Below are 13,839 nucleotides of genomic sequence, written 5' to 3'. Positions count from 1 at the left end.
GTATAGACTCGTCGTGAGGCTTGGCGCCGCGGGTCCAGCGGCTGGGGGAATTGCATGAAAGCCATGACGCGTGCTGCAGCACGTCCGTCCGTGAGAGCGGCGGCGCTCGTCCTGCTGGCATTCGTTTTCGCAGCCGGAAGCGCCGCCGAGGCGGCGTTCGATTACGCCCGCTACAAGGAAACCAGCCTCGACGATCTCATGGCGCTGCCTCGCCCGGCCAAGGGCGTCGATATCCGCGACGGTGCGCCGTTCAAGCTCGAGGTGACGCTTGCAGACGCCGGCGGTGCCTGTTCGGCTGATGTGCTGAAGAAATCGATGGTGATGTCCGGCTTCACCAAGGAGCAGATCGACGCGCTCGGCGTCTCCCATTGCATCAAGGTGCGCTCGGGCAAGGGGCAGGAGCTCAAGGTCTTCGTCCAGGACATCCTCTATGGCTTCCTGCCGCGCGAGGTCCCGGTCGGCGGCAAGCTGACGCTCTACGCCATCCACGTGTTCACCTCCACGGACGGCCCCGGTCTTCTCGTCAATGAATTCCAGACCGCGCAACCGGCAGTGCAGGCGAAGCCGCAATCCGAGACCGAGATGGCGTCATGCGGCTGCTGGACGCTGCGCGATCATCCCGGCATCGACATGGCCTCCGACAAGGAGGGGACGCCGGTCGCCGTGATGCACGACGGCGTTGTCGTCAAGGTCGAGCAGAGCGAGCAGGCGCCCGCAGACCTTCCCATCATCGGAGGCTGCGGCCGCTATGTCGTGCTTAAGCACAGTTATCCGAATGGGGCCGTTGTCTTTACCCGCTACGCCCATCTCGGCCGTGTCGTCGATGCGATGGGGCAGGTGCCTGCCGTTGGCGCGCGCATCAAGACCGGCGAGAAGATTGGCGAAGTCGGCCCGAGCAAGACCTTGCACTTCGAGCTGCGGCCCGTCGCGCAGGGCAACGCCACGGCGGATCCGGCCTGGGCCAGGCAATATGGCGAGATGGCCGACATGGAATGGTCGCGCTACGAGCCGGTCGATCCGCAGAAGTTCGATGCGGCCGCCTTTGGTGGCCTGGGCAAGGGCAGGAAATAGGCTGCAACATGAGTGAGAACGTGACGCGCGCGGGAACGGCGTTGTTGTTGCTGGTCGCCGCGGTGCTGCTGGCGTCGCGCGGGCCGGCCGCCATTGCGCAATCCGCCGCGCCTGCGCAAGGCCTGCCGGCAGACCTGAAGGACCTGCGCGGCGAATGGAAGCGGGCCGGCGCCGGGTTCGGCTGCAAGGTCGTTCCTCCAAGACAACTGTCTCAGGAGCTGCTGCTCGCGGTGATGGCGCGCGCCTGCCAGCGCCTCGGACCGCTCGTTGTCGGCGATGCGGCCAGCACCGCCGCGGGCGCGCTCGGGCCGCCGCACCGGACGTTGAAGCAGCCGCGGGACCAGGTCGCCTGGATCTATTTCATCGGGCAGCGTGAGCGCTATCCGTATTTCGTCGTCACCGTGGCGGCCGACAAGATCGTCGCGCTGCAGGTGACCGGCGAGGCTGCCGCGCCCGGCTATGAGTTCAGCCAGGTCGCGCTCGGGGCCTCCAAGGATGATCTGGTTGCCGTGTTCGGCCAGCCCAGCCATTTCGAGCCGAGCGACCTGAAGGATGTCGAGCTCTGGACCTACCCCCCGCATCCCTTCTCCTTCGAGCTCAAGGGCGGGCGTGTGATCTCGATCCGGGTGCGTCAGCCGTGAGCTGATCGACGGTGATGGGGGGAGGCGAGCGCGTGGCGCCAGTCGCCTCGCGCGCTCGTCGGTCCCTGCGTCACGAAATTTCTGTTGCTGTTTTTCAGAAATCGTGCTTATCTATCGCCAACCCGCCTCGTGCAGAGGGACGTACGCGTCGTCACGAAACGTTGAGGTGGGCTGCGATGGACGTGATGGCTGTGCCGACGAGCGCAGTGGTTACGTACGGCGAAGTCGTGTGGTCCTGGCCTCTCGACGCTGAGGTCAAGTTCGCGAGTGATGCTTTGGCGGCTCGCGCGGGCGATGGGGGCAAGAAAGCCGATCCCCAGGGAGAGCACGAAGGACACCGTTAAAACCGTTGCGCGGGGAAGGCCGGGTCTGTCCGGCTGTACCTGTGGTACCTGCCGCCTGCATTCTTTTGAGCAGGCGGGCCACGGGCCTCAGCCGAGGTCCGGCCTTCCCCGCGCCCTCTCGTTGTTCAGGAGGGGCATGATCGATGCATCACCCGGGCACGATGTGCTGCGGGAAGGTGAGGTCGTGTCTCGATGACGAAGACGCCAACCAGAGTCTCATTGTCGTCCCGGACAAGCGCGCGGCACGCGCGCGCAGATCCGGGATCCATAACCCCAGGGAGACGTTCGAGGCACGATGGTCGATCATTTTCGACCAGCCACATCCGCCGGGACGACACCGAATGTTGAGCGCGTTTTGGACTTCATCACCAGCAATGTGAGTTTTGCAGCGTTGCCCGGATCCATGTACCAAGCGGTACGAAAGCATCGCCGACCGTCGTGTTGGTGCATGCGTAACTTGTGAGGCGGACGTGGTCGATATCATTCGATCGAAGAGTCTCGACGTCTTCAGCGCAACGCAATCGCACGAGAGCCGCAATCTCTGCGCGCGCAGGTCAGTCGCAGATGGCGGCGTTCTGATCGATACGCCGGAACGCTCTGACGCAATCTGTTGTGACCTGATGTGCAGCAGCGTCCGTGTCGTCACGGCCGCTGTTGCCTGGGATTCTGATCGTGGTTGTTCGCAACTGCCCAACTGCTCAGTACCTGGCAACGAGGGCGCCGGGCCAGTTGAAATGGTAGTTGACGCCGACTCGCACGATATTGTCGATCAGGTGCGTGCTCTGATAGGTGCAGCATCCACTCGACGTGAACTGGAAATAATTGTGCTTGCCGAGGTCGGCATAGAGATATTCGACCTTGGCGGACCAGGACGGCGCGAACCCCCATTCGACGCCGGCGCCTGCGGTCCACCCGCTGAAGGTGTGGGTCTCTGTGGCGGCGTTCGCCGAGGCGACCGTGCTGTATTCATTGATACGCAGGTCGGCGAAGGCGCCGCCGGCCGTGCCGTACAGAAGCACGGTGTCTGTCACGGCATAGCCGACCCGGCCGCGGATTGTCGCCAGCCAGTTCTGGCCCAGCGATTCGCGAAAGGTGGCGCTAAACGGCGGCACGAGTGCCGATGTTCCGGAAATGGTGGACCAGGATCCGTCGCCCTCGATGCCGAACACCCACTGGTTGACTTGGTAGTTGCACCCGAGGGTGCCACCGACCAGGCCGCCGCTGAAATCCGTCGCACTCTTCGGCGTGCCAGTGGGGATCGCTGCCGGAAGGCCATTGTTGGTGCCGAGACCGACCGAGCGTGTATGACCCCAAGCGCCGCCACCCTCGATACCGGCGTAGCAGCCGCTCCAATTATAGGTGGTCGCGGCGACCGGCGGTGCCTTCGTATAGATCTTCGGACTGAGGTCAGCTGCGAGAACCGGCGCAGCTATGGACATCAGCCCGACCACGGAGAGTCCGAAAAGAGATGTCCAGCGGCGCATTGTGAATATCCCATGTTGAGAAGGGGGCGATATTTTGAATTGTATTTTATCTCATACACCACCTCGAGTCGGTGTCTTGCCGGTTTCCGATATTTCGTCCAGCTGTTGCCGAGAAAGCACAGGCGGGCGGGGGGGGGCGTCGACCCCGGCTGCTCGCAAGCTTCCGTTACGCGCCGCGGGCAGCAAGCGCTTGTCTTGCTTCTGGTTGGCGAAGGCGCCGACCAATTTCCCATCGTCATTCCGGACAAGCGCGTGAAACGCGCGCAGGCCCAGGACGACACCGAGGCTGAGGCGCGTGTCCCGACGGCTTTTGCCGCGGCCGCCGGATCCATGTACCCAGCAGCCGACAACGAAAGAGGAATGCCGATATGACCAAGACCGCCGCCGAGATCGAGGACGACCGTCAGATCCGCGAGCTGCTGCAGAACTGGGCGATCTGGCGCGACGCCGGCGACTGGGAGCGCTTCCGCACGGTGTGGCATCTGGACGGGCGGATGATGGCGACGTGGACGCAAGGGACCGGCGACGAGTTCATCGAGATCAGCAAGTCGGCCTGGGCCAAGGGCGTCAACATCCTGCACTTTCTCGGCGGCATCTCGGTCGATCTCGCGGGCCAACGCGCGATCTCCCAGACCAAGATGACGATCTCGCAGCGCGCCGAGGTCGAAGGCGTTGTTTGCGACGTGCTGTGCACGGGGCGCTTCTACGACTTCCTCGAGAAGCGCGCCGGCAAATGGGGCATCGTGCTGCGCCAGCCGATCTACGAGAAGGACCGCATGGATCCGGTCACGCCGGGCGCAGTGCCGGCGCTCGATCGCGCGCTGCTCGAGCAGTTTCCGGTCGGCTACCGCCACCTCGCTTATTTGCAGACGCGCATTGGCTACACGGTCAAGCGCGACATGCCCGGGTTGAAGGGGCCGGAGGTCGACGCGCTGTATGCGCGCGGCGCCGCGTGGCTTCACGGCGAGCCGCTGTGATCGTCGGACCCCGTCACGCAAGTGTCTCAGCTGGCGGGGGCGCGGCATGTGCTTTCGCCGTGTGCCCGGTCGTCTGATCCACCGCACCTCGGGTTCCGTTACCAGCCGGAGGACGCCCGGAATCGAGCGGCGGCCGGCCGTGATGACCGCGGAGGAATCGACACAAGCGTTTGAATCATTGAGGATTTTCCGTCAGCCTCAGGCTCTCCTCGGACAACCGCCGACTGGCGCTAAGGATGAGTTTCTGTATACAGGATAGGCAAAATTATACCCGAATAAGCTGGAACTTGCGCCTGGCTGGCCATTCGTTGTATACAATGAGTAGTTGGAAGTATACCGACACGAGGACACGCCATGGCCGCTTCTTTTCCAATGAATGCCTGGTACGCCGCCGCCTGGGACGCCGAGGTCAAGCAGGCCCTGCTGCCTCGCACCATCTGCGGCAAGCATGTGGTGATGTATCGCAAGGCCGACGGCACCATCGCCGCGCTCGAAGATGCCTGCTGGCATCGGCTGGTGCCGCTGTCCAAGGGCCGGCTCGAAGGCGATACCCTGGTCTGCGGCTATCACGGGCTGAAGTTCAATCCGCAGGGCCGCTGCACCTTCATGCCCTCGCAGGAGACCATCAATCCATCGGCCTGCGTGCGCGCCTATCCGGCGGTGGAGCGTCATCGCTTCATCTGGCTGTGGATGGGCGATCCGGCGCTGGCCGATCCCGTCACGATTCCCGACATGCACTGGAATCACGATCCCGCCTGGGCCGGCGACGGCAAGACCATTCACGTCAATTGCGACTACCGCCTGGTGGTCGACAATCTGATGGACCTGACGCACGAGACCTTCGTGCACGGCTCGTCGATCGGTAATGAAGCAGTGGCGGAAGCGCCGTTCGACGTCACCCATGGCGAGCGCACCGCGACCGTGACGCGCTGGATGCGCGGCATCGAGCCGCCGCCGTTCTGGGCCAAGCAGCTCGGCAAGGAAGGCCTGGTCGATCGCTGGCAGATCATCCGCTTCGAGGCGCCGTGCACGGTTGCGATCGACGTCGGCGTCGCGCCGACCGGCACGGGAGCGCCGGAAGGCGACCGCTCGCAGGGCGTCAACGGCATGGTGCTCAACACCATCACGCCGGAGACCGAGCGCAGCTGCCACTATTTCTGGGCGTTCGCCCGCAACTACCAGCTCGCCGAGCAGCGGCTGACGACGGAAATTCGCGAGGGCGTGTCGGGCATCTTCCGCGAGGATGAGCTGATCCTGGAAGCGCAGCAGCGTGCGATGGACGAGAATCCGGGACGCGTTTTCTACAATCTCAACATCGATGCAGGCGCAATGTGGGCGCGGCGGATCATCGACCGGATGATCGCACGCGAAACGCCGCTGCGCGAAGCCGCGGAGTAACCGGAATGGCTGAGCGTGACAGCGAGCGATCGATCTCGCAGACGGTTCGTGCGCAGCTCACCTTGCGCGATCTGATCCTGACCGGCGCATTGCGACCGGGCGAGCGCATCTCGGAGCTGCAGGCGGTGGAGGCGGCCGGCGTCTCGCGCACGCCGGTGCGCATGGCGCTGGTGCGGCTCGAAGAGGAGGGGCTGCTGGAGGCCATTCCGTCCGGCGGCTTCATGGTGAAATCGTTCTCCGAGCGGGACGTGCTCGACTCCATCGAGGTGCGCGGGACGATGGAAGGCCTGGCGGCGCGGCTCGCCGCCGAGCGCGGCGTGTCCGTGCGCGACACCGAGCCGATGCGCGAATGCCTCGCCCAGATCGACGAGCTGATCGCGCCGGCCGAGCTCTCGTTCGACGCGTTCTCGTCCTACGTGGCGCTCAATGCGCGTTTCCACGCCCTGCTGGCCGAGTTGTCGCGCAGTGCGCCTGTCATCCGGCAGGTCGATCGCGCCAGCGCGCTGCCGTTCGCATCGCCCAGCGGCTTCGTGATGGCACAGTCGGCATTGCCCGAGGCGCGACATATCCTGGTGGTGGCTCAGGAGCATCACCGCATCGTGGTCGATGCGATCGAGAACCGTGAGGGCGCGCGCGCCGAGGCGATCATGCGCGAGCACGCCCGCCTCGCCGCCCGCAATCTGCGGCTTGCGGTCAGGGCGCGCGGTCCGATGGACCTGGTGCCGGCGGCCGTGCTGATCAGGACGCAGGCCACGAGCTGAGGAGACGATCATGCGCTTCCAGGACAACTGGTCGACCGCGACCCTGGTCTCGACACGGGACCTCGCGCCGGGAATCCGGGAATTCATCCTGCGTCCCGACAACCATGTCTGTGCGCCCTACGCCGTCGGCAGCCATCTCAAGCTCAGCGTTCTCGTCGGCGGCCAGCCGGACGTGCGCTCCTATTCGCTGGTCGGCGAAGCCGAGCCGCAGGGCTATCGGATCGCAGTCCGTCTCGCCGAGGATTCACGCGGCGGGTCGCGTTATCTGTGGTCGCTGCAGCCCGGCGCGCGGGTGGACGTGACGAGCCCGACCTCGCTGTTGCAGGTCGATTGGCAGCGCCCGCAATATTGTCTCGTCGCCGGCGGCATCGGCATCACGCCGCTGCTCGGCGCGGCGCAGGCCCTGATGCGCAAGGGCGCCGACGTCTCGCTGCATTACGCGGTGCGCTCGCGGCGCGATGCCGCCTATGTCGAGGAGCTGTCGACGCTGCTCGGCGAACGTCTCACGGTGTACGCCGCCGACGAGTCGCGGCGGCTCGATCTGGCGCAGCTGTTCTCCGGACTGTCCGGTGGCGCCACCGTGCTGCTCTGCGGTCCGATGCGGATGCTGGATGCGGCGCGCAGTGCGTGGTCCGGCTGCGGCCGCGCGCCGACCGACCTCAGCTACGAGACCTTCGGCTCGAGCGGCCGCCTCGCCGCCGAGCCGTTCAAGGTGCGGCTGCGCGGCAGTCGTGAGGAGATCATCGTGCCGCGCGATCGCTCCATGCTCGACGTGCTCAACGCGGCGGGCCACGAGGTGATGGCCGACTGCCGGCGCGGCGAGTGCGGCGTCTGCGCAATCGACGTGGTCGAGGTCGAGGGCGAGATCGATCATCGCGACGTGTTCTTCAGCGCGGAGCAGAAGCACGAGAACCGCAAGCTCTGCACCTGCGTCTCGCGCGCTCATGGCGTGGTCACGGTCGACACGCTGGAGCGTACCGACGCGTAGCGGGCGTATGGTCTGGCTGCGTGCGCTTGCCGCGGCGAGGTTCTGCGCGAGACGAGACCAGCGGTCCTACTTGTCGGACAGGCTGACCGGAGTTGTCGCCTGCGGCGCGGTCGAGGACTTCCGGCCGTTCTGCTCGGCTGCCAGGGCCTCTCGTGCGGCCTTGAGGCGCGCGTCGGTCTTCTTGTCGGCCAGCAGCGCGTCGGTCAGGTTCGCGTCGGCGATGTGGGCCGCTTCGGCCGCGGCCCTGGCGGCGGCGATGGTCGCCAGAGCGGGGTTGGTCTTCGCCAGCGCGTCTGCGGCGTTGCGGTCGGACACGGCCTTCTCGTTGGCCGCCAAGGCGACGTCGAGATTGGCGTCGGCGATCTTCTCGGCGGCTTCCGCGGCCGCCAGCGCCGCCGCGGCGGGGCTGACCGGTGCGCGGGGCTTTGCCATGCGCTCGGCGGCTTGCGGCTTGGCGCTGAACTGAGCGGGAGGAGCGGGTTGCGGTGGTGTGGACGGGGCGGGGCGCTGGATGGCGGGAGGCTGCAGCGCCGGCATGGTGGGCACCAATTCCAGCGGCACCATCCGCGCAAACGAGCTTCGCGCGTCACGCAGCAGGTCGCTCATGACATCGATCGAATCGGCTCTCGCCATGTCGCCCAGCGCCGCGCAGCCGAGCAGCGCGGCGACTGCGAAGGTGACGTTCTTCGGCATAACGCAGTCGGCCATCCGATCCTCCTGTCCGATGGGATCGGCTCAGCCGGTCCTCGGCGTTCACCGGCTGCCTTATGCCGGGAATGGGGTGTTTGGGTGGCTTCGCCGCACAAGATGCTGCCCGAAATCCGCCGCATCTGCCGCCTTTGCGGACGGCTGTTCGCAGTTGTCTGCCGTGACGGCCTGTCAGGCGAGCTCCTCGCGCACGTGCGCCGCGGCCGCGCACATCGCCTTGAGCTTGCCGAAGGCGGTCGCGCGCGGCAGGTACTTCATGCCGCAGTCCGGCGCGATGACGAGCCGCTCCGGCGACACCACCTTGAGGCCGCTGCGGATGCGTTCGGCGATGACCGCGACCGGCTCGACCTCGGGATCGCCGAGATCGAGCACGCCGAGCACGATGGTCTTGGCCGAGAGATCTTTCAGGACCCCGAGGTCGAGCCGCGGCTGCGCCGCCTCGATGGAGATCTGGTCCGCGCGGCACTCGGCAAGCTCGGTCAGGAAGGGGTACCCGGTCGGCTTGCTCGAGCCGGGGACGATGGCCGCATATCCGAAGCAGACGTGAACGATGGTGGGCACCGTGATCTGATCGAGCGCCCGGTTGATGGCCTTCACCGCATAGCGCCGCGCCGCTTGCGGGTTGTTGCGGACCCAGGGCTCGTCGAGCTGGATCACGTCAGCGCCGGCCCGCTGCAGGTCGCGCATCTCGGCATTCACGACCTCGGCAAAGGCCATCGCAAGCGCCTCGTCGTCGCCGTAGAAGTCGTCCTGCGCCTGCTGGCTCAGGGTGAAGGGGCCGGGCAAGGTGATCTTGGCGGCACGATGGGTGTTGCGGCGGAGAAATTCCATGTCGCGGCGTTCGATCGGATGAAGTCGCCGGATCGGACCGACGATCCGCGGCACCGGCGTCTTGATCCCGGAGGGCGAAATGATGATGGCGGGATTATCCGCATCGATGCCGTCGAGCGCGGTGGCAAAGCGGTTGGAGTAGCTCTCGCGGCGGATCTCCCCATCCGTCACGATATCGATGCCGGCATGTTCCATGTCGTGGATCGCGATGATGGTGGCGTCGTCCTGGGCATCGTCGAGCAGCGGCCGCTGAATGCGCCAGAGACCCTGCAGGCGGATCCGCGGAACCGACTTCGAGAGCATCGCGCGATCGACCAGCCAATCCGGCTGCGGATAGCTTCCGACCACGGTGGTCGGCAGGAGATATCGAGGCAGGTTCACCACTAATGTCCTCCCGCAGTCCGACTCGCTTTGATAGCATCCTAACAGACGGCGCGCTCGGCGCGGGATCTGCAAGAGGATCCTGTCGACATAGGCGGATCGCGTTATCTGCGCCCTTGTGCATCTTTTCAGCCGTAGAGCGGTTGTCCACTCGACAAAGGCTAGCGTTTCGTCCGTCTTTGGTCCGTCATGAAAATGGGTCGTATTTTCCGCAGTTTGCTGGGTCGACGAGACCGTCGATCGCAGAGCCGGCAAATGGGCAGCACGACGGGATGACGTGTTCTGATAGGATCGGACGCACGGCGTCGCCACTGCAGGTCCGAAGGCTATGTCATTCTCACGAGGCGACATGACAGTGCGACACATTCTCACTCTCAACGCGGGCTCGTCCTCGATCAAATTCGCGCTGTTCGAAGGCGAGACGGAGCCCGCCGAATGTGTGCGCGGCCAAATCGAGGGACTTGGTACCATAGCCCCTCATCTCGAAGCGGAACGGAACGGCGCCAAGATTGCCGATGAACGACTCGATCCGGCGCGGGCTGCTGATCATGAAACGGCTCTCGGTGTCGTGCTCGCAGTTCTGGAACGGGTTATCGGCAGAACGGCTGTCGAAGCCGTCGGCCACAGGATCGTCCATGGCGGCATCGAATTTACGCGGCCGGTCGTGCTCGATCAGGTCAGCTTGGAAAAGCTGGACAGGCTCAATCCACTCGCGCCGCTGCACCAGCCTCATAACCTCTCCGGCGTTCGCGCCGCGCATCGTGCCTTCCCCGATGCGCTCCAGGTCGGATGTTTCGACACTGCTTTCCATCGCTCGCACCCCTGGGTGAATGACACCTATGCCTTGCCGCGTGAGTTCTACGACGAAGGCGTTCGTCGCTACGGCTTTCATGGGCTGTCCTACGAATACGTCGTCGCACGCATGAAGGAGACCGCGCCGCTCTACGAGCAGGGGCGGGTCGTCGTGATGCATCTTGGCAATGGCGCTTCGATGTGTGCGATCCGCGACGGTCAGAGCATCGGCTCGTCGATGGGATTCACCGCACTCGATGGCCTGCCGATGGGCACGCGCTGCGGACAGCTGGATCCCGGCGTTGTCCTCTATCTGCTGCAGGAAAAGGGAATGACGCCGCAGGCGATCACCGATCTCCTGTACACGCGCTCCGGTCTGAAGGGACTCTCGGGTCTGTCGCAGGACATGCGCGAACTGGAGGCGGCCGGAACACCAGAGGCCGAGCAGGCGATCGCCTATTTCGTCGATCGTATCAGGCGCGAGCTCGGTGCGATGGCTGCGGTCCTGTCGGGCCTCGATGCCGTGGTGTTCTGCGGCGGAATCGGCGAGCATGCTTGGCGCATTCGTGCGCGGGTCTGCGACGGCTTCGATTGGCTCGGCATCGAGCTCGACGATGCCAGGAATCGCGCGGGTGACGGCGTGATCTCGTCGGACCGCTCGCGTGCGCGCGTGTTCGTCGTCAATACGAACGAAGAGATGATGATTGCGCGGCATACGGCTCGGCTGCTGGGGGAGCAGAGCAACCTCTGACTCGGCCGAACAAGTCTGCCGAAATCGCGCTTGCAAGTCCCGCCGTTTTGGTATCTCCAGGGTGGAAGAACAAGAGGAGCCGGTGGGGAAACGATGGACGGCAGCACGGCGTTGCGTGAGGCGGAGCTGGAGTTCGATTACGTCGTGGTCGGGGCTGGCTCGGCCGGTTGCGTTCTCGCCAATCGTCTGAGCAGCGACGGCAGGCACAAGGTGCTGCTGCTCGAAGCCGGTCCGAAGGACACCAACATCTGGATTCACGTCCCGCTCGGCTACGGCAAGCTGTTCAAGGAAAAGACCGTCAACTGGATGTACCAGACCGAGCCGGAGCCTGGGCTCGACGGTCGCTCCGTGTTCCAGCCGCGCGGCAAGGTGCTCGGCGGCTCCAGCTCGATCAACGGCCTGCTCTATGTCCGCGGTCAGCACGAGGACTATGACCGCTGGCGCCAGCGCGGCAATGTCGGCTGGGGCCATGACGACGTGCTGCCCTATTTCAAGCGGGCGGAAAATCAGTCCCGCGGCGCCGATGACTTCCACGGCGGCGACGGCCCGCTGCCGGTGTCGGATTGGCGGCACGAGGATCCGCTTTCTGAAGCCTTCGTGAAGGCGGCGGTCGAGGCCGGTCTGCCCTTCAACGCCGATTTCAATGGCGCCAGCCAGGAAGGCGCGGGGTTCTTCCAGACCACCACCCGGCGTGGCCGGCGCGCCAGCAGCGCAGTGTCCTACCTGCGGCCGGCGCTCGGCCGTAGCAATCTCCATGTCGAGACAGATGCGCTGGCCCAGCGCATCCTGTTCGAGGGGCGGCGGGCGAGTGGTGTGACGTTTAGCCAGCGTGGCCGGATGCGGACTGCGCGCGCCCGCAAGGAAATCCTCGTGTCGAGCGGCGCCTACAATTCGCCGCAACTGCTGCAGCTGTCCGGCGTCGGCCCGGGTGAGCTGCTGAGGCAGCACGGCATCGACGTGGTGCTCGATGCGCCCGGCGTCGGGAGCGACCTGCAGGACCATCTCCAGGTGCGCATCGTCATGCGCTGTAGCCAGCGCATCACGCTGAACGACATCGTCAATCACCCCGTGCGCAGGGTGTTGGCCGGAGCGCGCTACGCCGCCTTTCGTAAGGGTCCGCTCACGATCGCCGCCGGCACGGCGGGCGTCTTCTTCAAGACCGATCCGCGGCTCGCGAGCCCGGACATCCAGATCCATTTCATCCCGTTCTCGACCGACAAGATGGGCGAGAAACTGCACACCTTCTCTGGCTTCACGGCCTCGGTCTGCCAGCTCCGGCCCGAAAGCCGCGGCTCGCTCCGGATCAGGAGCGCCGACCCGGCGGCACCGCCGGAGATCCGTATCAACTATCTCGCCAGCGAAACCGACCGGCGGGCCAATATCGACGGCCTCCGGATCTTGCGGAAAATCCTGGCGGCGCCCGCCCTGAAGCCGTATGTCTCGGACGAAGCCTATCCGGGATCCAAGGTCGTGAGCGACGACGACATTCTGGCCTATTGCCGGCAGACCGGCAGCACGATCTATCATCCGACCTCGACCTGCCGGATGGGGACGGATGCTCTGGCCGTCGTCGATCAACGCCTGCGCGTGCGCGGTATTGACGGGCTGCGCGTGGTCGACGCTTCGATCATGCCGGACCTGGTTTCGGGCAACACCAACGCGCCGGTCATCATGATCGCCGAGAAGGCATCCGACATGATCTTGCAGGACGCGCGCTGACCTAGGAATGACCTCGTGACACGTTTCCGGATCGGCACCCGCAAGAGCACGATGGCGTTGGCGCAGACGGAGGAGATCGCGCGCCGGCTGCAGGCCTCGATACCCTCGCTCGACATCGAGATCGTCAAATTCGAGACATCAGGCGATTCCGACCAGACCAGCAAGCTGCTGACCCACGGCGGCAAGGGCGGCGCGTTCGTCGCCGAGATCCGCCGCGCCATGCTGGACGGCAAGCTGCATGCGGCGATGCATTCGCTGAAGGACATGCCCGGCAACGAGGAGACGCCCGGCCTCGTTGTCGCGGCGCTGCTGTCGCGCGATCCGCCCGGCGACGTGCTGGTGTTGCGGCGGGGCCTGTCGCTGGACGAATTCCGCAAGGATGGCGGCAAGGGTTTCAAGATCGGCACCAATGCCGTGCGCCGGGCGGCCTATGCGCGGCGGTTGTTTCCGCAGGCCGAACTGATCCATTTCCGCGGCGCCGCCGATACCCGTATCCGCAAGCTCGACAGCGGCGAGCTGCAGCGGCTGCCGGACGGCGGCGCGGTCGGACCGGCCGATGCGTTGATCATGGCGCGGTCCGGACTCGAGCGGGTCGGCCTCGCCGACCGCGCCTCGTTCGACTTTCCGGCCGCCGACATGTTGCCCGCGGTCGGGCAGGGCATCGTCGCGGTCGAGTGCCCCGCATCCGATTGGGAGACGCGGCGCATCCTTGCGACCATCGACGACGCGGCGGCGCGCACCTGCGCGGACGCAGAGCGCGAGGTGCTGTGGGTGCTCAACGGCCACTGCAACTCGCCGATCGCGGGCTTTGCGACCATCGACGGCGCGCAGATGACGCTGACCGCGTCGGTGCTCGACGAAGACGGCGGCCGCTTCATCGAGGCGCAGCGTTCGGCGCCCGCCGATCGCCCGCGTGAGCTTGGCCGGGCGGTCGGACTCGAGCTGCTCGCCAATGGCGCGGCCGAGCTGATCGAGCGCAGCCGGCCGCGTTAG

General features: G+C 65.6%; 12 protein-coding genes. 9 read left to right on the top strand and 3 right to left on the bottom strand.

The window, feature by feature from the left end:
• Positions 1-54: 54 nt before the first annotated feature.
• Both LQG66_RS14795 and LQG66_RS14790 read left to right on the top strand, forming a co-directional pair.
• On the top strand, positions 55-1,071 hold the full coding sequence (locus LQG66_RS14795) for a M23 family metallopeptidase (RefSeq protein ID WP_231326944.1): 1,017 nt from the start codon (positions 55-57) through the stop codon (positions 1,069-1,071).
• Between the two features lie 8 nt (positions 1,072-1,079).
• The gene (locus LQG66_RS14790; RefSeq protein WP_231326943.1) at positions 1,080-1,712 is read left to right on the top strand and encodes a DUF2845 domain-containing protein; all 633 of its coding nucleotides are present in this window, start codon (positions 1,080-1,082) and stop codon (positions 1,710-1,712) included.
• Positions 1,713-2,754: 1,042 nt separating this feature from the next.
• Here LQG66_RS14790 and LQG66_RS14785 read toward each other — a convergent pair.
• Positions 2,755-3,540 carry an outer membrane protein gene (locus LQG66_RS14785; protein ID WP_231326942.1) on the bottom strand — a complete coding sequence of 262 codons (786 nt, stop codon included), beginning with the start codon at positions 3,538-3,540 and terminating at the stop codon, positions 2,755-2,757.
• Positions 3,541-3,908: 368 nt separating this feature from the next.
• On the opposite strand from LQG66_RS14785, the gene LQG66_RS14780 reads away from it, so the two are divergent.
• The 4 genes from LQG66_RS14780 (at position 3,909) to LQG66_RS14765 (ending at position 7,664) form a co-directional block, all read left to right on the top strand.
• Positions 3,909-4,517: a nuclear transport factor 2 family protein gene (locus LQG66_RS14780; RefSeq protein ID WP_231326941.1), complete on the top strand. Its 609-nt coding sequence runs from the start codon at positions 3,909-3,911 to the stop codon at positions 4,515-4,517.
• A gap of 354 nt (positions 4,518-4,871) precedes the next feature.
• On the top strand, positions 4,872-5,915 hold the full coding sequence (locus LQG66_RS14775) for an aromatic ring-hydroxylating dioxygenase subunit alpha (protein ID WP_231326940.1): 1,044 nt from the start codon (positions 4,872-4,874) through the stop codon (positions 5,913-5,915).
• Positions 5,916-5,920: 5 nt separating this feature from the next.
• On the top strand, positions 5,921-6,676 hold the full coding sequence (locus LQG66_RS14770) for a GntR family transcriptional regulator (RefSeq protein ID WP_231326939.1): 756 nt from the start codon (positions 5,921-5,923) through the stop codon (positions 6,674-6,676).
• A gap of 10 nt (positions 6,677-6,686) precedes the next feature.
• Entirely contained in the window at positions 6,687-7,664 is a 978-nt protein-coding gene (locus LQG66_RS14765; RefSeq protein ID WP_231326938.1) for a PDR/VanB family oxidoreductase, read from the top strand.
• 66 nt (positions 7,665-7,730) lie between these two features.
• On the opposite strand, the gene LQG66_RS14760 is transcribed toward LQG66_RS14765, so the two are convergent.
• Together LQG66_RS14760 and LQG66_RS14755 are read right to left on the bottom strand one after the other, a co-directional pair.
• The gene (locus LQG66_RS14760; protein ID WP_231326937.1) at positions 7,731-8,372 is read right to left on the bottom strand and encodes a hypothetical protein; all 642 of its coding nucleotides are present in this window, start codon (positions 8,370-8,372) and stop codon (positions 7,731-7,733) included.
• 171 nt (positions 8,373-8,543) lie between these two features.
• On the bottom strand, positions 8,544-9,578 hold the full coding sequence (locus LQG66_RS14755; protein WP_231327788.1) for a cobalamin-independent methionine synthase II family protein: 1,035 nt from the start codon (positions 9,576-9,578) through the stop codon (positions 8,544-8,546).
• Positions 9,579-9,933: 355 nt separating this feature from the next.
• Between LQG66_RS14755 and LQG66_RS14750 the strand changes: the two genes are divergently transcribed.
• The 3 genes from LQG66_RS14750 (at position 9,934) to hemC (ending at position 13,839) form a co-directional block, all read left to right on the top strand.
• The gene (locus LQG66_RS14750; RefSeq protein WP_231326936.1) at positions 9,934-11,127 is read left to right on the top strand and encodes an acetate/propionate family kinase; all 1,194 of its coding nucleotides are present in this window, start codon (positions 9,934-9,936) and stop codon (positions 11,125-11,127) included.
• A 93-nt stretch (positions 11,128-11,220) separates the two neighbouring features.
• Complete coding sequence (locus tag LQG66_RS14745; RefSeq protein WP_231326935.1) at positions 11,221-12,846, top strand: GMC family oxidoreductase; 1,626 nt, start codon at positions 11,221-11,223, stop codon at positions 12,844-12,846.
• Between the two features lie 15 nt (positions 12,847-12,861).
• Positions 12,862-13,839: a hydroxymethylbilane synthase gene (hemC, locus tag LQG66_RS14740; protein ID WP_256460620.1), complete on the top strand. Its 978-nt coding sequence runs from the start codon at positions 12,862-12,864 to the stop codon at positions 13,837-13,839.

Origin of the sequence: Bradyrhizobium ontarionense (genome assembly GCF_021088345.1) — a bacterium.
Taxonomy (GTDB): domain Bacteria; phylum Pseudomonadota; class Alphaproteobacteria; order Rhizobiales; family Xanthobacteraceae; genus Bradyrhizobium; species Bradyrhizobium ontarionense.
This window is presented reverse-complemented; position numbering and strand designations above follow the sequence as displayed.

What these genes read in the sequence shown, in the direction of transcription:
- LQG66_RS14795 (WP_231326944.1), top strand. Translation starts at nt 55, where the DNA reads ATGAAAGCCATGACGCGTGCTGCAGCACGTCCGTCCGTGAGAGCGGCG.
- LQG66_RS14790 (WP_231326943.1), top strand. Translation starts at nt 1,080, where the DNA reads ATGAGTGAGAACGTGACGCGCGCGGGAACGGCGTTGTTGTTGCTGGTC.
- LQG66_RS14785 (WP_231326942.1), bottom strand. Translation starts at nt 3,540, where the DNA reads ATGCGCCGCTGGACATCTCTTTTCGGACTCTCCGTGGTCGGGCTGATG.
- LQG66_RS14780 (WP_231326941.1), top strand. Translation starts at nt 3,909, where the DNA reads ATGACCAAGACCGCCGCCGAGATCGAGGACGACCGTCAGATCCGCGAG.
- LQG66_RS14775 (WP_231326940.1), top strand. Translation starts at nt 4,872, where the DNA reads ATGGCCGCTTCTTTTCCAATGAATGCCTGGTACGCCGCCGCCTGGGAC.
- LQG66_RS14770 (WP_231326939.1), top strand. Translation starts at nt 5,921, where the DNA reads ATGGCTGAGCGTGACAGCGAGCGATCGATCTCGCAGACGGTTCGTGCG.
- LQG66_RS14765 (WP_231326938.1), top strand. Translation starts at nt 6,687, where the DNA reads ATGCGCTTCCAGGACAACTGGTCGACCGCGACCCTGGTCTCGACACGG.
- LQG66_RS14760 (WP_231326937.1), bottom strand. Translation starts at nt 8,372, where the DNA reads ATGGCCGACTGCGTTATGCCGAAGAACGTCACCTTCGCAGTCGCCGCG.
- LQG66_RS14750 (WP_231326936.1), top strand. Translation starts at nt 9,934, where the DNA reads ATGACAGTGCGACACATTCTCACTCTCAACGCGGGCTCGTCCTCGATC.
- LQG66_RS14745 (WP_231326935.1), top strand. Translation starts at nt 11,221, where the DNA reads ATGGACGGCAGCACGGCGTTGCGTGAGGCGGAGCTGGAGTTCGATTAC.